At 73.3% G+C, this 20,020-nt stretch carries 4 protein-coding genes and 1 pseudogene; all 5 read left to right on the top strand.

The genetic code is table 11. From position 1 onward, the window contains the following. Positions 1-19 precede the first annotated feature (19 nt). Complete coding sequence (locus tag ACIBM5_RS45745; RefSeq protein ID WP_396012632.1) at positions 20-2,872, top strand: aminotransferase class III-fold pyridoxal phosphate-dependent enzyme; 2,853 nt, start codon at positions 20-22, stop codon at positions 2,870-2,872. Between the two features lie 68 nt (positions 2,873-2,940). Next, positions 2,941-4,452: an MFS transporter gene (locus tag ACIBM5_RS45740; protein ID WP_396012631.1), complete on the top strand. Its 1,512-nt coding sequence runs from the start codon at positions 2,941-2,943 to the stop codon at positions 4,450-4,452. 207 nt (positions 4,453-4,659) lie between these two features. Continuing rightward, positions 4,660-5,862 carry an acyl-CoA dehydrogenase family protein gene (locus ACIBM5_RS45735; protein ID WP_396012630.1) on the top strand — a complete coding sequence of 401 codons (1,203 nt, stop codon included), beginning with the start codon at positions 4,660-4,662 and terminating at the stop codon, positions 5,860-5,862. Positions 5,863-6,097: 235 nt separating this feature from the next. Then, a complete protein-coding gene (locus ACIBM5_RS45730) occupies positions 6,098-14,470 on the top strand; it encodes a type I polyketide synthase (protein WP_396012629.1) in 8,373 nt (2,790 codons plus the stop codon). A 20-nt stretch (positions 14,471-14,490) separates the two neighbouring features. Then, positions 14,491-19,896, top strand: a pseudogene (locus tag ACIBM5_RS45725) (SDR family NAD(P)-dependent oxidoreductase); the annotation flags it as partial. Between the last annotated feature and the right edge of the window lie 124 nt (positions 19,897-20,020).

Raw genomic sequence — 20,020 nt, 5'->3', positions numbered from 1 at the left:
TGACCACCAGGAGATATTGGTGAACGCACCCATCCGTTACGCCGAAGCCCTACTGACCGGAATGCTCGGCACCTTCGGCCTGGACATCGAGTATGTCCGGGCGGAGAAGAACACCCTGTACTGCCTGGACGACGCCGGCACGGAGGTGCCGGTGCTCGACCTGGTCGGCGGTTGGGGCTCGCTGATGCTCGGGCACAACCATCCGGAGATCGTGGCGTACGCGAAGGAACTGCTGGACACCGGTTGGCCGGTGCACTCGCAACACTCCTCGCACCCGGTCGCCGACCGGGTCGGCGCGGTGCTCAACGAGATCATCGGCCGCGAGTTCCCCGGCGCCGAGCCGTACCCGATCATCTTCGCCAACAGCGGTGCGGAGGCGGTCGAAGCGGCGGTCAAGCACTGCGAGTTCGACCGCGTGTTGCGGATGAAGAGCCTGTTCGAGCAGATCGAGTGGCACGCGGACGTGGCCCTGAACGCGGTGCGCGACGGGGTCGCGGCACTGCCGGACGATACGTCCCTGCTGCCCGGCGACGTGCCGGCGCCGAGCGGCATCGAGGAGTTCGCCGCGCTGCTCGGCGCGGTGGCCGCGCACAACGTCGCGCAGGCGGGGACCGGCCCGGTGTTCTTCGCGCTGGAGCGGGCGTTTCACGGAAAGCTGGTCGGCAGCACCCAGTTCACCTACAACCCGCTGTTCCGGGCGGCGTTCGCATCGCTCGGGATGACGGTGAAGTTCGTACCGCCGAACGATGCGACGGTCCTCGAGAAGCTCGTGACCGAGCAGCGGGTCACCGTGCTCGACGTCGAAGTGCTGGACGGCAGGGTCACCCTGGTCGAGCGCGACTTCCCGGTCCTCGCCGGACTGATCGTCGAGCCGATCCAGGGCGAGGGCGGGATCCACGAGCTGACCGGCGAGTTCGTCGCCCGGATCCGGCAGATCTGCGACGAGGTCGAGTGCCCGATCGTCGTGGACGAGATCCAGACCGGGATGGGGCGGACCGGAAAGTTCTTCGCGAGTTCCCACATCGGGCTGCTGGGCGACTACTACGTGCTGGGCAAGTCGCTCGGCGGCGGCATCGCCAAGACCTCCGCGATGCTGGTGCGCCAGTCGCGCTACCGCCCGGAGTTCGAACTGGTGCACAGCTCGACCTTCGCCAAGGACGGCTTCTCCACGGCCATCGCCCTGCGTACGCTCGAACTCCTGGAGGCCGACGACGGGGCGGCCTACGATCGCGCCGCGGAACGCGGCGGGCGAATCCTGGGCATGTTGCGCGAGCTGGCCGCGGAGTTCCCCGACGTGGTGGCCGACGTGCGCGGGCGCGGACTGCTCATCGGACTGGACTTCGCCGACCAGAGCAACGCCTCGTCCCCGATCATCCGGGAGAAGGCGCGGGCCGGTCTGCTCGTCTTCCAACTGGGCAGCTACCTCCAGTTGGCCCACCGCATCCGCACCGGACCGACCGCGAGCGTGCCGACCATGTTGCGGATCGAGCCGTCGATCCACATCGGCGACGAGGAGATCGACCAGCTGCGGACCGGCCTCACCCAGGTCTGTCGGATCCTGCGCAACCAGGACGCGTTGCAGCTGATCCACCCGCTGACCGGTGCCGGCGAGCCGGCACGCGCGCGGATCCAGGACTTCCGGCCCGCGACGCACGACGCCCCCGCGCCGACCGAGCCGGCCGATCGCCGGGTCGGGATCGTCGGCTACCCGCTGACGCCGGACATGTTGCGGGAGTTCGACCCCTCGCTCGCCGACCTGGACGATGACCGCCTGCTGGCCTATGCGCGGCGGTCCGAGCTGCTCAAGGACCTGCCGGCGCTCGCACCGGTCCGGTTCGACTCGCCGCAGGGCACGTCGGTGGATCTCACCGTCTACCCGCTGCTGGTGACCCAGCAGCAGCTGCGGGAATACCAGGTCTCCGGGCAGACCTTCCTGATCGGCCTGGACCTGGACCGCCGGGTGCGCGCGGCGAAGGCGGACGGCTGCGACACCGTCGGCCTCGGGTTCGGGCTCGGCGCGGTCGTCGGTCACGGCCGCGCACTGCGGGTCCCCGGGATCACCGTGACCGCGGGCAGTGCGCTGGCGGTCGGCTCGGCGCTGGCCGCCGTGCGGCATGCGGCGGACGAACGGTTCGGCGGACTCGGCGGGTTGACGATGGCGGTCGTCGGCGCGGGTGGGCGGATCGGCTCGGCCCTGGCCGCGATCGGCGCCCGCGAGGTGGCCAGGATCGTGCTGGTGGGCAGTGGCCGGCCGGGTTCGGCCGAGCGGCTGCGGGCCACGGAACACCGGATCTACCAGGAGGCGTGGGCGCGGATCGCGGCCGGCGGCGAGCCGACCGGCATCGCGGCGGGGCTGTCCGCCGAGCCGCTCATCGCCGGATGGCTGGCCGACGGGCGCCCCGGTGACGAGCCCAGCGGCGCGGCCATCGCGGCGTATCTCGCCGACCATCGCGACGCCGACCCGTTCGTCGTCGTGGCCGATGATCTTTTGCCGGTGCGAAATGCGCATGTGGTGTTCACAGCACATTCGAGCCCGGTTTCCGTGTTGGACGAGAAGTATCTCGCCGACGGCGCGATCATCGGCGATTTGTCGTTTTTCGGCACCGGTTCGGAATCCGCTGCGGCGGATTCTCGCGGCGATCTACACTACGTGCGGGCCGGTGTACTTTCCGTGTCGAACGGCGGTATTCTGCCACGCGGAGTCAGCGTTTCACCGGGTGCTGATGAATTGCTGGCGGGGGCGGCGGAAGCAATCACACTCGCGTTGTCCGGCAGCGGTGGATCGATGGGCGGCGGCGCCATTACCCGAGAGCGGGTGGACGCCATGGTCGAACTCGCGAAGCAGCACGGATTCGAGACGATTTCCAGCTGAAGTCTGCCGAACACCGGTTCGCCGGACCATCGGCCGATGGTCCGGCCTGATCAACAGAGGTAAGTGGAATGTCAGAGTCACCAGAGTCCGAGTCGAAAGTGGCGACGGAGGGCGCGCCCGACCCCCACTATGCCAATCGCTGGTTGATCCTGGCGGTGATCGGTATCGCGCAGATGACGATCTTCCTGGATACGACCGTCGTCAATATCGCGCTGCCGTCCGCACAGGCGGATCTCGGGTTCGGCGACGCGGACCGGCAGTGGGTCGTCACGGCGTACGCGCTCGCCTTCGGCAGCTTACTGCTGCTCGGCGGCAGGGTGGTCGACCTCATCGGCGCGAAGCGCTCGCTGATGATCTCGATCATCGGATTCGGTGTCATGTCGGTGCTGGGCGGCGCGGCCAACGGCTTCCCCATGCTGGTCACCGCCCGTGCACTGCAGGGAGCATTCGCCGCGCTCGTCGCGCCGGCGGCGCTGTCGTTCCTGCTGACCGTGTTCAAGGACCCGAAGGAACGGGTCACCGCCTTCGGTGTCTACGGCGCGCTCGGCAGCGGCGGGCTCGCGCTCGGCCTGATCCTCGGCGGCGCGCTGACCGACTGGCTGGACTGGCGCTGGTGCCTGTACGTCAACGTGATCCTCACGGCGGTCGTCTTCATCGGCGCGTCGCTGACCATGCAGAACCGGCAGGCCGAACACCGCCCGGAGAAGCTCGACCTGCCCGGCACGGTGACCGCGTCGGTCGGCCTGTTCTGCCTCGCCTACGGTCTCTCCAACGCCGCCGACGGTCACTGGGGCGGCACCGACGTGTGGGGCTTCCTGGTCGGGAGCGGCGTCCTGCTGGTCGCGTTCGTGGTGTTCGAGCTTCGCTCGCGGACCCCGTTGCTGCCGATGCGGATCGTGCTGCACCGCAACCGGGGCAGCGCCTATCTGGCGATGTTCCTGTTGGGGATCGGGCTGTTCGTGCAGTTCCTGTTCCTGACCTACTACCTCCAACTGATCCTGGACTTCTCGGCGATCCAGAGCGGTCTGGCCTTCCTGCCGATGATCGTGGGGATCGCGATCGGCGCGACCACCGTCCCGCCGATCCTCGAACCCAAGCTGGGATCGCGCATTCTGATCCCGGCCGGCCTCCTGCTGGCCGCGATCGGGTCGTTCTGGCTCAGCCGCCTCACCACCGACAGCTCGTACGCCTCTGGCGTACTGGCCCCGACCCTGATCGCCGGCATCGGCTTCGGACTGGTCGTCTCGCTGGGGGCCGCGGTCGCCACGGTCGGCGTCGAACCGCAGGACGCCGGCGCCGCGTCGGCGTTGGTCAACACGGTGCAACAGGTGGGTGGTTCGATCGGTACCGCGCTGCTGAGCACGCTGGCGATCACCGCCGCGGACTCCTACATCGAAGGCAAGACGCCGACTCCGCAACTCGCCGCGGAAGCCTCGGTGGAGAGCTACACGACGGCGTTCTTCTGGGGCGCGATGGTCTTCCTCGGCGGAGCGGTCGTCTGCGGCCTGCTGTTCGACCGCTTCGTGACGGCGCAGACCGACCCGGAGGTCGGTGAACCGGCCGTCGTACCCGGCGTCTGATTCCTTCCGCACCCGTTCGACCGGCAACCGGTCGTCGGCCGGCACTCGGTTCCGTGACTTGGTTCCGAGTACCAGCCCGGCGGCCGGTTTCTGGGTTGTGGACGCTGGGACTCCCCGGCCGGAGCGGATTGACTTGAGGACGGATGCGGTGCGGTGAGTCCACCCCGATCGGGGTCGGCCCGCGACCCACAATCGAAGGAGAGCTTCGTGACAGCAGTGGCCGATGAGCGGGCGGACGCGACGACCGGGCCGGCGGTCGACCCGGCGGAGCTTCTGACACGTACCCGCGAGCTTGCTCAGCTGATCCGCGAGAACGCACCGAAGACCGAGCAGGACCGCAGGCTCGCCGAGGAGGTCGTGGTCGGGCTGCGCGACGCGGGGCTGTTCCGGCTCACCACGCCGACCCGGTTCGGCGGCTACGACCTGCGGATGTCGGATCTGCTGGCGATCATCGCCGAGGTCGGCAAGTCGTGCGGGTCGGCCGGCTGGAACCTGTCCATCGACACCGCGTCGACCCGGTTCGCGCTGAACGGCATGCCGGAGACCGCGTTGGCGGAGATGTTCGCGGACAACCCCGACGCGTACGTGATCTCCACGGCCCACCTGAGCACGACGAAGGCGCGGCGGGTCGACGGCGGCTTCCGGGTGAACGGCACGTTCCCGTGGAGCTCGGGTTGCGAGATCGCGGACTGGGCCTACATCCCGGTCGTGCACGTCTACGACGGCGACGCACAGACCGCGGACCTGGTCGGTGGCGTCGTGCCGATGAGCGACCTGAGGATCGAGCGGACCTGGCACGTGGCGGGCCTGGCCGGCTCCGGCACCCACACCGTCGTGGCCGAGGACGTGTTCATCCCGGAACAGCGGGCGGTCGCGTTCAGCCTCACGGATCTCGTGGGCGAGGACGAGCGGGACAGCATGCTCCTCCAGGGCAGCGCGCAGTCGCTCGCCGCGATCGTGGGAGCGGCGGAGGGCGCGCTGGAGGTCACCAGGCAGACGCTCGCCAAGAAGCGGCCGATCACCTACGTCAACTACGAGGCGGCCGTCGACGCGCCGTCGGTGCAGATGTGGTTCGGCGAGGCCGCGCACCTGATCGAAACCGCCCGGATGCACCTGCGGGAAGTCGGCGCGGCGCTCGACGGGATACCGGAAACCCAGCCGATGCCGTGGGAGCAGCGGGCCCGGCTTCGCATGCACCAGAGGTCCGCCCATGAAAAGGCGCGGGCGGGTGTGGAGAAGCTGCTCGACGTCGTCGGGGGCAGCGCATTCGCCCTGTCGAACCCGCTGCAACGCCTGTGGCGGGACATCTCGGTGATGAGCCGGCACACCGCGCTCAACGCGCCGATCATTCTGGAGGACTACAGCCGGGCGACGCTGGACATCCACCCGTCGGTGACCCTCCTGTACTGAGGCTTTTCCTGGGGCAGCCCTTCGGGCAGGCCCCTCGTCGCGATCGAACAATGCGTCGGTATTGCTCGGCGGCCGGGTTTTCCGGTGGCCGCCGAGCAATACCGATGCGCCTTTTTGCGGACGGTGGTCCACCGAACCCGCAGGGGTTCCCCTTGGTATCGGCCACCAGATTTCCGTCCGCATTATGGGTTCCGGCGACAAGCCAACTCGCCGTCAGGGGCGTTGACTGCTGGATATGAGACGGATCGCCGTGGTCGGATTGGCTTGTCGGTTTCCCGGGGCCGGCGACGGCCACGAATTCTGGCGGTTGTTGCGGAACGGGACGGACGCCGTACGCGAGGCCCCGCAGGACCGGTGGCGCAGCGCCGAGCTGCCGCACCGCCTCGGCGGATTCGTCGACGGAATCGACCGGTTCGACGCGGGATTCTTCGGAATCCCACCGGGTGCGGCGGCCGCGATGGACCCACAGCAGCGCCTGATGCTGGAGCTGGCCTGGGAGGCGCTCGAGGACGCGCGAATCCTTCCCGCCGAGCTCGGCGGCGACACCGGGGTGTTCGTCGGCGTCATGTGGGACGACTACGCGGCGCTGCAGGACCGGCTCGGCGCGGCCGGGGTCGACCGGCACACGATGACCGGCACCCGCCGCGCGATCATCGCCAACCGGATCTCCCACCACCTCGGCCTGCGCGGCCCGAGCCTGGCCGTGGACACCGCCCAGTCCTCCTCGCTCGTGGCGGTGCACCTGGCGTGCGAGAGCCTGCGGCGCGGGGAGTGCGGCGTGGCCATCGCCGGGGGCGTGAATCTGAACATCCTGGCCGAACCGACGCTCGGCGCGGTGCGGTTCGGCGGCCTGTCACCGGACGGCCGGTGCTTCACGTTCGACGCGCGCGCCAACGGCTTCGTGCGCGGTGAGGGCGGTGGCGCGGTGGTGCTCAAGCCACTGGACGCCGCTCTCGCCGACGGCGACGACATCTACTGCGTGCTGACCGCCGGCGCCGTGAACAACGACGGTGCCGGCGAAGGCGAGCACGCCGGCCTCACCGTGCCGAGCCGCTCCGCGCAGGAGGAGGTCGTCCGCCGGGCGTACCGGCGGGCCGGCGTCGCGCTGCGCGGTGTGCAGTACGTGGAACTGCACGGCAGCGGTACGAAGGTGGGCGACCCGATCGAGGCCGCGGCGCTCGGCGCCGCGCTGGGTCGCGTCCGCCGCCCGGGTTCGCCGTTGCCGGTGGGCTCGGTCAAGACCAACATCGGGCACCTGGAAGGCGCGGGCGGGATCGCCGGGTTGGTCAAGGTGGCGCTGAGCATCCGGCACCGGTTGTTGCCGCCGAGCCTGAACTTCGCCACGCCGAACCCGGACATCCCCCTCGACGAACTCGGCCTGCGGGTGCAGACCGAGCTGACGCCCTGGCCGGAACCGGACCGGCCGCTGGTGGCCGGAGTGAGTTCGTTCGGGATGGGCGGCACGAACTGTCACCTGGTGGTCGCCGAACCCCCGGCGACCGCGGCGACGTCCGCCACGTTGGTCGCCCCGACGGCGACCTCGGCGACCGTCTCGGCGACGGCTTCCTCGGCCGCCTCAATGCCCGGCGAGCCTTCGCCGGCCGGCGCGCGGGCGTGGCCGATCGCCGGCCGTACCGGCGAGGCCCTTCGGGCCCAGGCCGCACGACTGCTGTCCTTCGTGGACGAACGGCCCGAATCCGCCGCGGACATCGGGCTGTCCCTGGCCACCACCCGGACCGCGTTCCGGCACCGTGCGGTCGTGGTCGGCGGCGACCGGGCGGAACTGCGGCGGCGCCTCGCCGAGTTCGCCGGCGGTGCGGCCGTCGCGGGCGTGGTCGAGGGGCAGGCCACGGCGGTCGGGAAGACGGTGTTCGTCTTCCCCGGGCAGGGTTCGCAATGGGCCGGCATGGCGGTCGAACTGCTGGAGTCCGTACCGGAGTTCGCCGAGTCGATGCGGGAGTGCGAGGCGGCGTTCGCAGCCCACGTCGACTGGTCGCTGAGCGAGGTGCTGCGGGACGCGACCGCGCTGGAGCGGGTGGACGTGGTGCAGCCCGCGCTGTTCGCGGTGATGGTGTCGCTCGCGCGGTTGTGGCGCTCGTGCGGGGTCGAGCCGGCGGCGGTGGTCGGGCACAGCCAGGGCGAGATCGCCGCAGCCTGCGTGGCCGGCGCCCTGTCGCTGGAGGATGCCGCGCAGGTGGTGACGTTGCGCAGCCGGGCCCTGACGGCGCTGTCCGGTCGCGGCGGCATGGTGTCGGTGCTGCGGTCGGCCGCCGAGGTGCGCGAGCGGATCCTCGCGTGGAACGGCGCGGTGTCGATCGCGGCGGCGAACGGTCCGTCGTCGGTGGTGCTCTCCGGCGACCCCGACGCGCTGGACGAGTTGGTCGCGCGGTGGACCGAGGAAGGCGTCGAGACCCGGCGGATCGTGGTCGACTACGCGTCCCACTCGTCCCACGTGGAGCAGATCCGGGAGCGGCTGCACACGGTGCTGGCCGGCATCCGACCGCGGTCCTCGGCCGTGCCGTTCTACTCCACGGTGACCGGCGGCATGCTGGATACCGCCGAACTCGACGCCGCGTACTGGTACCGGAACCTGCGACAGACCGTGGAGCTGGAGCAGGCGACCCGGGCGCTGCTGCGCGACGGGCACACGGTGTTCGTCGAGTGCAGCCCGCATCCGGTGCTCCTGCCCGCGCTGCGGGACACGGTGGAACGGCGGGATCCGGTCGAGCAGTCCGGGCCCGCCGCCGTGGTCGCCGGCTCGCTGCGGCGGAGCGAGGGCGGCCCGGAGCGCTTCCTCGCGTCGCTCGCCGAACTGCACGTGCGCGGCGTGGAGGTGGACTGGTCCCGCGTGTTCGCCCTGCGCGGCGCCCGTACCGTGGGCCTGCCCACGTACGCCTTCCAGCGCGAGCGCCACTGGCTCGCCGAACCGGCCGCTCGGGCGGCCGTCGCCGCCGACGCGGAACCCGCGTCGGCGCCTCCCGCTCCGGCCGGGGTCACGGCCGTGATCCCGGCCGGGCCCGAGATGTCGGCACTGGTGCGCTCGACCGTCGCGGTCGTCCTCGGCCATGCGAGCGGCGACGCGGTCGACCCCGGGGCGACGTTCAAGGATCTCGGGTTCGACTCGCTGTCCACCGTGGAACTGCGGGACCGGTTGACCGCGGCGACCGGGCTCGCACTGCCGGCGGGGTTGTTGTTCGGCCACCCGACCCCGGCCGAACTCGCCGGCCACCTGCGGACATTGGCGGGAGGCGACGAGGAGCCCGTCGAGCCCGCCGCGGGTACGGCAAGCGACGAGCCGATCGCGATCGTCGGGATGGCCTGCCGGCTCCCCGGGGGTGTCGCGTCGCCCGAGGATCTGTGGCGACTGGTCGTGGACGGGACCGACGCGATCTCGGAATTCCCGGTCAACCGGGGCTGGGACCTCGACCGGCTCCACGACGTCGACCCGGAGCGGGCGGGCACGTCCTACACCCGGCACGGCGGCTTCCTGCACGACGCCGACCGGTTCGACCCCGAATTCTTCGGCATCTCGCCGCGGGAGGCGCTCGCGATGGACCCGCAGCAGCGACTGCTGCTGGAGACGTCCTGGGAGGCGCTGGAACGGGCCGGAATCGATCCCGCCGGCCGGCGCGGCGCACCCGTGGGGGTCTTCGTCGGGGCGATGGCGCAGGACTACGGCCCCCGACTGCACGCCGCGCACGCCGAGTCCGACGGCTACCGGCTGACCGGCAGCACGATCAGCGTCGCGTCCGGCCGGATCGCCTACACGCTCGGGCTCCAGGGCCCCGCGGTCACCGTGGACACCGCGTGCTCCTCGTCGCTGGTGGCGCTGCATCTGGCGGCCCGGTCCCTGCGGGCCGGGGAGTGCACGCTCGCACTTGCCGGCGGCGTCGCGGTGATGTCCGGACCCGGGATGTTCGTGGAGTTCAGCCGCCAGCGCGGGCTGGCCGAGGACGGCCGGTGCAAGGCGTTCTCCGCCGCCGCCGACGGCACCGGGTGGGCCGAGGGCGCGGGGATCGTGGTGCTCGAACGACTGTCGGACGCGCGGCGCCACGGACACCGCGTGCTGGCGGTGCTGCGCGGCAGCGCGATCAACCAGGACGGCGCCTCGAACGGGCTCACCGCGCCGAACGGGGTCGCCCAGGAACGGGTGATCCGCCAGGCCCTCGCCGCCGCCGGGATGAGTGCCGGGGACGTGGACGTGGTCGAGGCACACGGCACCGGGACCACGCTCGGCGACCCGATCGAGGCGGAGGCGCTGGCGGCCACATACGGCCGCGATCGGGAGCCGGCCCGACCGCTGCTGCTGGGGTCGCTGAAGTCCAACATCGGCCACGCCCAGGCCGCGGCCGGAGTGGCCGGCGTGATCAAGATGGTGCAGGCGCTGCGGCACGAGACGGTGCCCGGGACGCTGCACGCCGACGAGCCGACCCCGCATGTGGACTGGGCCGGCGGCGGGTTGGCACTGGTCACCGAGACCCGGGAGTGGCCGCGGACCGGCCGGGCGCGCCGGGCCGGGGTGTCCTCGTTCGGGATCAGCGGCACGAACGCCCACGTGATCATCGAGCAGGCGCCGCCGGAGCCGCATCCGGAGCCCGAGCCCGGGTCGGGTCCGGAGTCGGCGCCCGGTGCGTCGGCCGATCCGGTGTCGCCGTGGGTGTTCTCCGCGAGCAGCGAGGACGCGGTGGCGGACCAGGCCGCCGCCCTGCTGGCCTTCCTGGACTCGCATCCCGACCTGAACCAGGCGGACACCGGGTTCTCCCTGGCGGCCGCCCGCTCCGGCCTGCCGCACCGGGCCGCCGTCGTCGGCGCGGACCCGTCCGCCCGCCGCTGGGGCCTGACCGCGCTCGCCGCCGGTACCGAGGCACCGGGCGTGCTGCGCGGCACCGCCCGCGAGCCGGGCGCGGTGGTGTTCGTCTTCCCCGGTCAGGGTTCGCAGTGGGTCGGGATGGCGGTGGAACTGCTGCACTCGTCCCCGGTGTTCGCCGACACGATGCAGGACTGCGCCGGAGCGCTGGCCCCGCACGTCGACTGGGACCTGTTCGAGGTGCTGCGCGACGCCGCCGCGCTGGAGCGGGTGGACGTGGTGCAGCCCGCGCTGTTCGCGGTGATGGTCTCGCTGGCCGCGCTGTGGCGCTCGTACGGTGTGGAGCCCGCCGCGGTGGTGGGCCATTCGCAGGGGGAGATCGCCGCCGCATGCGTCGCCGGCGCACTCGACCTGGCCGACGCGGCGAGGATCGTCGCCCTGCGCAGCCGGGCCATCCTGGCGCTGTCCGGCGCCGGCGGCATGGTCTCGGTGGCACTGTCCGAGGACGAGGTTGCCGCACGCCTGCGCCGATGGGACGGCCGGCTGTCCACGGCGGTGGTGAACGGCCCGGCCGCGGTCGTCGTGGCCGGCGACGTGGACGCGCTGGACGAACTGGTCGCCGAATGTGAGGCCGCCGGGGTGCGGGTCAAGCGGCTCCCGGTGGACTACGCGTCGCATTCGGCCCACGTGGAGCGGATCGAGGACGAACTGGCCGCGGTGCTGGCCGGCACGGCTCCCCGCCCCTCGGCGGTCCCGTTCTACTCGACGGTGACCGCCGGCCTGCTGGACACCACCGGCCTGGACGCCGGCTACTGGTACCGCAACCTGCGCAACCGGGTTCGCTTCGCCGAGACGGTCGGTGTGCTGGCCGAGCGGGGGCACTCGGTGTTCGTCGAGGTCAGTCCGCATCCGGTGTTGACCGCGGCGGTCGAGGACGTGGTCGAGCACGCGGTCGTCGTCGGCTCGCTGCGCCGCGACGACGGCGGCCCCGAGCGGTTCGTGACCTCGCTGACCGAGGCGTACGTACGCGGCGTGAGCCCGGACTGGCGGGCCGTCTTCCCCGGCGCGCGACCGGTCGACGTGCCCACCTCGGTGTTCCGGCGGCGGCGCTACTGGCTCGAACCGACGCCGGACGGCGAGCCGGCGGACGTGGCGGCGGCCGGACTGACCGCGGCGGAGCATCCGCTGCTCGGCGCCGTGGTGGAACTGCCGGACTCCGGCGGCCTGGTGCTGACCGGACAACTGTCCCTCCGGGCCCAGCCCTGGCTGGCCGACCACGGGCTGGTCGATCGCGGTTCGGCCGACCCCGGGCGGGCGGACACGGTGCTGCTGCCCGGCGCGGCGTTCGTCGAGCTGGCGGTGCGCGCGGGCGACGAGGTGGGCTGCGACGAGGTCGCGGAGCTGACCTGCGAGGTGCCGTTGACCCTGCCCGCGCACGGCGGGGTCGACGTGCGGGTCACGGTCGGCGAACAGGACGACTCCGGCCGCCGGGCGCTGGCCGTGCACGCCCGCCCGGCGGACGGTTCCGCCGGCTGGACCCGGCATGCGAGCGGGGTGCTCGCGATGGGCCGGCCCGAGGAGTTCGACCTGACCTCCTGGCCGCCGGCGGGCGCGGTCGCGGTGGAGTGGGACGGCGGATACGACCGCTGGACCGCACTCGGCTACCGCTACGGCCCGGCGTTCCGCGGCCTGCGCTCGTGGTGGCGGCGGGGCGCGGAGACCTTCGCCGAGGTGGCGCTGCCGGCGGAGATCGCGGCGGACGCCGGCCGGTTCGGGCTGCATCCGGCACTGCTGGACGCCGCGTTGCATGCCGCGGTCGCGGATGGTCCCGATTGCCGGCTGCCGTTCTCCTGGCAGGGCGTGTCGTTGCGGGCCGGCGGTGCGTCCGCGCTGCGGGTGTGGATCACGCCGGACGGCCCGGACACGGTCTCGCTGAGGCTGGCCGATGCGACCGGGGCGCCGGTGGCGTCGGTGGAGTCGCTGGCACTGCGGCCGCTCCCGGCCGGGGCACCGACCGGCGGGCCGCCGGACGCGTTGTTCCGGGTGGACTGGGTCGAGGCCCGCGGGCCCGGGACCTCCGGGGGCCGGCGGCCGTGGGCGCTCGTCGGCGTCGACGAACTCGGGCTCGGCGTACCCTCCCACGCCGATCTCGGCGCGCTGGCCGCCGCGGGACCGGTGCCGGAGGCGGTGTTCGCCGCGCCGACCGGGGAGCCCACCGCGGCCGGCGCGCACGCCGTGGCCGGCCGGACGCTGCGACTGATGCAGGAGTGGCTCGCCGACGAGCGATTCGCCGCGTCGAGGCTGGTGTTGCTCACCCGCGACGCGATGGTCGTGGAGCCGGACGAGCCGGCCGAGCCGGACGTGCTCGGCGCGGCGGGCGCCGGGGTGTGGGGCATGGTCCGCTCGGCACAACGCGAGCACCCGGACCGGTTCGTCGTCGTCGACCTGGACGCGCACGAGGCGTCGGTCGCGGCGCTGCCGGTCGCCCTGGCCGGCGGCGAGCCGCAACTGGCGATCCGCAAGGGCCGGCCGCTGGTACCCCGGCTGGCCGTGGTCGCCGGCCCGTCCGCGGCGCGACCCGACCTGACGGCGGGCACGGTGCTGATCACCGGCGCCACCGGAACCCTCGGCGGCCTGTTCGCCCGGCACCTGGTGACCCACTACGGGGTCGCGCACCTGGTGCTGGCCGGCCGGCGCGGACCCGACGCACCGGGCGCCGCCGAGCTCGCCGCGGAGCTGACCGCGCTGGGTGCGACGGTCACCGTGGCCGCGTGCGACGTCGCCGACCGGGACGCGCTGGCCGCACTGCTCGCATCGATCCCGGCCGAGCACCCGCTGACCGGTGTCGTGCACGCCGCCGGACTGCTCGACGACAGCGTCCTGGAGGCGATGCGGCCGGAACAACTGGCGCGCGTGCTGCGCCCGAAGGTCGACGCCGCGCTGAACCTGCACGAGCTGACCCGGCGGCTCGACCTGGCGATGTTCGTGCTGTTCTCCTCGGTCGCCGGCATCCTGGGTCTGCCGGGGCAGGCGAACTACGCGGCGGCCAACGCGTACCTGGACACCCTGGCCCAGCAGCGCGCGGCGCGCGGCCTGCCGGCCGTGTCGCTCGCCTGGGGCCTGTGGGCGCCGCCGAGCGGGATGACCGGCCGGCTCGCGGACGCCGACCTGAGCCGGATGCGCCGCGCCGGCCTGAGCCCGTTGTCCGCGGCGGAGGGGCTGGCCCTGTTCGACGCCGCGGTCTGCTCCGACGCCGCCCTGCTCGTCCCGGCCCGGATCGATCCGGCCGCGGTGCGGGCACAGGGCCCGGTGCCGGCGCTGCTGCGCGGCGTGGTCCGCGAGCGGGTCAGGCGCGCGGAGGCCGCCGCGGCGCAGCCGGTCGACGCCGGGTCGCTCGGCGCCGACCTGGCCCGGATGTCCGGTGCGGACCGCGAGGCGGCCCTGCTCGACCTGGTCCGCGAGCACACCGCCACGGTGCTGGCACACGGCACGCCGGGCGCGGTCGCCCCCGACCGGACCTTCAAGGAACTCGGGTTCGACTCGCTGACGGCGGTGGACCTGCGCAACCGGCTGGGCGCGGCGACCGGGCTGCGGCTGCGGGCCACGCTGGTGTTCGACTACCCGACGCCGTCCGCACTCGCCGGCCGGCTCGGCGCGGTACTGGGCCCGGCCGAACCGGCCGAACAACCCGCCGAGCCAACCGCGCCGGTCGCGCCGGTCGCGCCGCCGACCGGTGGGCTGGACGGGCTGGAGCTCGACGAACTCTTCGACCTCATCGACGGCGAACTTGGCATGCCCTGATCGGAGTTCTTGTGAGTAACGAAGAGAAGCTGGTCGAATACCTCAAGCGGGTCACGGCCGAGTTGCAGCAGACCAGACAACGGCTGCGGGAGACCGAACAGGCGAGTCGGGAACCGGTCGCCATCATCGGCATGGCCTGCCGGTTCCCCGGCGACGTCGGCTCGCCCGAGGACCTGTGGCGACTGCTGGACGCCGGCGGCGACGCGATCGGCGAATTCCCCGTCGACCGCGGCTGGGACGCGGAGTCGCTGTACGACCCGGACCCGGACACACCCGGCCGCACCTACACCCGGCACGGCGGGTTCCTGCGCGGGGCAACGGAGTTCGACCCCGAGTTCTTCGGGATCTCGCCGCGCGAGGCGGTCGCGATGGACCCGCAGCAGCGGCTGCTCCTGGAGACCTCCTGGGAGGCGCTGGAGCGGGCCGAGATCCGCCCCGCCGCGCTGCGCGGCGCCCGGGTCGGGGTGTTCGCGGGGGCGATGGCACCGGACTACGGGCCCAGGTTGCACCAGGCGGTCGGCGGCGCGGAGGCGCACCTGCTCACCGGCACCGCGAACAGCGCCGCCTCCGGGCGGATCGCGTACACCCTCGGGTTCGAGGGGCCCGCCGTCACCGTCGACACGGCCTGCTCGTCCTCGCTGGTCGCGCTGCACCTGGCGGTCCAGTCGCTGCGCCGCGGGGAGTGCGCGCTGGCGCTGGCCGGCGGCGCCACGGTGATGTCCACCCCGGGCATGCTCGTCGCGTTCAGCCGCCAGCGCGGGCTGGCTCCGGACGGGCGCTGCAAGTCCTTCGCCGACGCGGCCGACGGTACCGGCTGGGCCGAGGGCGTCGGCATGCTCCTGGTGGAGCGGCTCTCGGACGCCCTGCGGCTCGGGCATCCGGTGCTGGCCGTGGTGCGGGGCAGCGCGGTCAACCAGGACGGCGCGTCGAACGGGCTGACCGCGCCGAACGGGCCGTCCCAGCAGCGGGTGATCCGGCAGGCGCTCCAGGACGCCGACCTGGCCGGCTCGGACGTGGACGCGGTCGAGGCGCACGGCACCGGCACCGGACTCGGCGACCCGATCGAGGCGCAGGCCGTGCTGGACACCTACGGCCCGGACCGCGACCGTCCGCTGTGGCTCGGGTCGTTGAAGTCCAACATCGGGCACACCCAGGCCGCCGCCGGGGTCGGCGGCGTGATCAAGATGGTGCTCGCGCTGCGCCACGGCGTACTGCCGAAGACCCTGCACGTGGACACCCCCTCGTCGCATGTGGACTGGTCCGCGGCCGACGTGCGGCTGCTGACCGAGCGGCGCGAATGGCCGGTGACGGGCGCGCCGCGGCGGGCCGCGGTGTCGTCGTTCGGGATCAGCGGCACGAACGCGCACGTGATCCTGGAGCAGGCGCCGGCGGGCGAGGCGGCCGAGCCGAAGGAGCCGATCCCGCTGCCGCCGGTGCCGTTGCTGCTCTCCGGCCGGACCCCCGAAGCGTTGGCCGCCCAGGCCGAGGTGTTGTCGGCCACCGTGGACGCGCCGGACGGGCCGGACCTGCTCGACGTCGGGTTCTCGCTGGCGACCACCCGCACGGCCTTCGAACACCGGGCCGCGGTGCCGGCGGGGGACCGGGACGGTCTGCTCGCCGGCCTGCGCGCGCTCGCCGCGGGCGACACGGCTTCCGGGGTGGTGCGGGGTGTCGCGCACCCCGGCCGCACCGCCTTCGTGTTCGCCGGGCAGGGCACCCAGCGGATCGGCATGGGTCGCGAACTGTACGCGGAGTTCCCGGCGTTCGCCGCGGCGCTGAACGAGGTCTGCGCCGGGTTCGACGGACTGCTGGACCGGCCGCTGCGGGACGTGCTGATGGCCGAGGCGGATCCGGAGGCGGAACCGCTGCACCGGACCGGGTGGGCGCAGCCCGCGCTGTTCGCGGTCGAGGTCGCCCTGACCCGACTGCTCGGCTCGTGGGGCGTGCGGCCGGAGGTGCTGGCCGGGCATTCGATCGGCGAGTTGTCGGCGGCGTTCGTGGCCGGACTGTGGACGCTCGAGGACGCCTGCCGCGTGGTGGCGGCGCGCGGTCGGCTGATGGAGCGGTTGCCCGAAGGCGGCGCGATGGTGTCGATCCGGGCCGGCGAGGCCGAGGTGGTCCCGATCGCGGCGGGTGCCGAGGTCGGCATCGCCGCCGTGAACGGGCCGGAGGCGGTGGTCGTGTCGGGCGAGGAGGGCGCGGTGTTGCGGGTCGCCGAGCACTTCGCGTCCCTGGGCCGACGCACGAAGCGGCTGCGGGTGAGCCACGCGTTCCACTCACCCCTGATGGACCCGATGCTGGAGCCCTACCGCGAGGTGCTCGCCGCCGTGACGTTCCACGAGCCGGTGTTGCCGATCGTGTCGACGGTCACCGGCGGGGCGCTGACGGCGGAGTCGGTGTGCTCACCGCAGTACTGGGTGCGCCAGGTCCGCGAGCCGGTGCGATTCGCCGCCGCGGTGCAACGCCTGCGCAAGGACGGAGTGACCCGGTTCGTCGGCATCGGCCCGGACGCCGCGGTGACCGCGATGGCCGAGGGTTGCTTCCCGGAAGGGGACTCGGTATCGGTCGCTGTGCCGGTGCTGCGGGCCGACCGCCCGGAACCGGTCACCGCGCTGGCCGCGTTGGCCGCGGCGCACGTGCACGGCATCGAGGTGGACTGGCACGCGGTGTTCGCCGGGACGGGGGCGCGCACCGTGCCGGTGCCGACCTACCCGTTCCGGCGCGACCGCTACTGGATGGACGTGCCGACGCGGGCGGGCGACCTGCGGGCGGCGGGCCTGGTCGCCGGGGAACACCCCCTGCTCGGTGCGGTGCTGGCGCTGCCGGAGTCCGGCGGGACGGTACTGACCGGCCGACTGTCCCCGCAGAGCCTGCCGTGGCTGACCGACCACGCGATCCTGGGTCGGGTGGTGGTACCGGGTGCGGCGTTCGTGGAGATGGCGCTGCGGGCCGGCCGTGAGGTGGGCTGCGAACTGCTCGACGAACTCACCGTGCACACGCCGCTGGTGCTCGCGGAGCGGGCCGGGGCGATGATCCAGGTCGTGGTCGAGGAGGCCGACGCGTCGGGACACCGGGCGGTGTCGGTACACGCCCGCCCGGAGGACGGCGACTGGGTCCGGCACGCCGACGGTTCGTTGTCCGGCTGGGCCCCGCCGGCCGGATTCGAGGCCGGCGTATGGCCCCCGGAGGGGGCGCGGGAGGTCGCGATCGGCGACGTGTACGCCGACCTCGCCGCACGCGGGTACGACTACGGCCCGGCGTTCCGGGGGTTGTCGGCGTTGTGGCGGCGCGGGGACGAGGTGTTCGCCGAGGTCGCCCTGCCGCCGGAGGCCGCGGGCGAGGCGGATCGGTACGGCCTGCACCCGGCGCTGCTGGACGCGGCGCTGCACGCGGTGTGGTTCGGGTCCTTCCTCGACGGCATGGACGGTGCCGTCCTGCCGTTCGCCTGGTCGGGCGTGTCCCTGTCGACGGCCGGGGCATCCACGCTGCGGGTGCGGATGTCGGCCGCCGGCGCGGACGTGGTGTCGATCCGGCTCGCGGATGCGACCGGTGCGCCGGTGGCGTCGGTCGACGGCCTGCGGTTCCGGCAGATGCCGACGAGCGGACCGGGCACGCCCGCGGATTCGATGTTCCGGGTGGACTGGTCGGCCGCGCCCGCCGAGTCGGCGGAGCCGGTTCCGTGGACGCTCGTGGACACGCTCGCGGAGGTGCCCGCCGACCCGGGAGTGGTGTTCCTGCGCTGCCCGACCGGCCCGGACGCCCGGCAGGTCACCGGTGCGATGCTCGCTGTCGTGCAGGAGTGGCTCGCCGACGAGCGGTTCGCCGCCGGCACGCTCGTACCGGTGACCGAGGGTGCGGTCGGGGTCGAGCCGAAGGAGCCGGTCGACGGGCTCGCCCAGGCCGGGGTGTGGGGCCTCGTGCGGTCGGCACAGACCGAGAACCCGGGCCGGTTCGCCCTGGTGGACGTGGACGCCGAGCCGGTGCCGTGGGACGCGGTGGCGGCGCTGGTCGCACAGGAGCCGCAGTTGGCGATCCGGTCCGGCCGGCCCCTGGTGCCCAGGCTGGTCCGGGCCGAGGTGGGCAGCGGCACCGCGCCGACGGCGGCGTTCGGTGCCGGCACCGTGCTCGTCACCGGCGGGACCGGCACCCTCGGTGGGATCGTGGCACGGCACCTGGTGAACGTGCACGGGGTGCGGCGGTTGTTGCTGGTCAGCCGCACCGGCGCGGGTTCCCCGCGAGGCGTGGAACTGGCGGCCGAGCTGACCGCACTGGGCGCCGAGGTCGAACTGGCCGGCTGCGACACGGCGGACCGCGCCGCGTTGTCCCGGCTGCTCGCCGCGATCCCGGCCGAGGCCCCGCTGACCGCGGTCGTGCACGCGGCCGGGGCGCTCGACGACGGGGTGCTGACCGAGCTGACCCCGCAGCGGCTCGACGTGACGCTGAGCCCCAAGATGGTCGCCGCGTGGAACCTGCACGAGCTGACCCGCGACCTGGACCTGTCGGCGTTCGTGTTGTTCTCCTCGATGTCCGGCCTGATCGGCCCGGCGGGTCAGGCGAACTATGCGGCGGGCAACGCCTATCTGGACGCACTCGCGCACTACCGGCGGGCCCGGGGGCTGCCCGGGGTGTCGCTCGCGTGGGGCATGTGGGCCGAGCGCAGCACGATGACCGAGGACCTGTCCGAGGTGGACCTGGCCCGGCTGGCCCGACTCGGGGTGACCCTGTACTCGTCGGAGCAGGGCGTCGCGCTGCTGGACGCCGCGCTGGGCCTCGACGAGGCGCTGCTGGTTCCGGTGGCACTGGACCTGACCATGGTGCGCGCCCAGGCGGAGGTACCGCCGATCCTGCGGCGACTCGCGGGCCGGCAGGTCGTGCCGCGCTCGTCGCGGTCGTCGCGCCCGGCGGCGGCCGGCTCGGGCGCCCTGATGGACCGGTTGGCCGGTCTGGCGGAGGAGGACCGGTACGAGATCCTGCTCGACCTGGTGTGCACCCGAATGGCCGACGTGCTGCAGTATGCGCCGGGACGGTCGATCGATCCCGACCGTTCGTTCTCCGACCTGGGGGTCGACTCGGTGTCCGCGGTGGAGTTCCGCAACCTGCTCGGCGCGGAGACCGGCCTGAGGCTCGCGCAGACGCTGGTGTTCGACCACCCGACGGCGGCCGCCGTGGCCCGTGAGTTGATCCGTCTGGCGGCGGCCCGCACCTCGGCGCCGACGGGTTCGCTGCTGAGCGAGCTGGACCGGGTCGACTCGGCGCTGACCATGGCGTCGGTGACCGGCCCGGACGGGGACCGGATCGCCGATCGCCTGGAGGGCCTGCTGGTGCGGCTGCGTGCGTTGCGGGACTCCGCCGACCCGTCCGAGGACAGGCTCGACGTCACCGCCGCGACGGACGAGGAACTCTTCCAGTTCCTGGACGGCAAATAGAGCGGGATCCACCGGCGAACTCGCGGGCGTGGGGGCCCACCCCCCGGGGGGGTCGGGGGCCCGCCCCGGGTGGGGGCCCCGACCCCCCGGGGCGCCAACCCCCCAGGGCCGGGGCGGGGGAGTT

This window comes from Embleya sp. NPDC050493, assembly GCF_044458105.1.
GTDB lineage: Bacteria > Actinomycetota > Actinomycetes > Streptomycetales > Streptomycetaceae > Embleya.
Note: the sequence above shows the minus strand (reverse complement) of the source record. Positions and strands in the feature narration are given on the sequence as shown.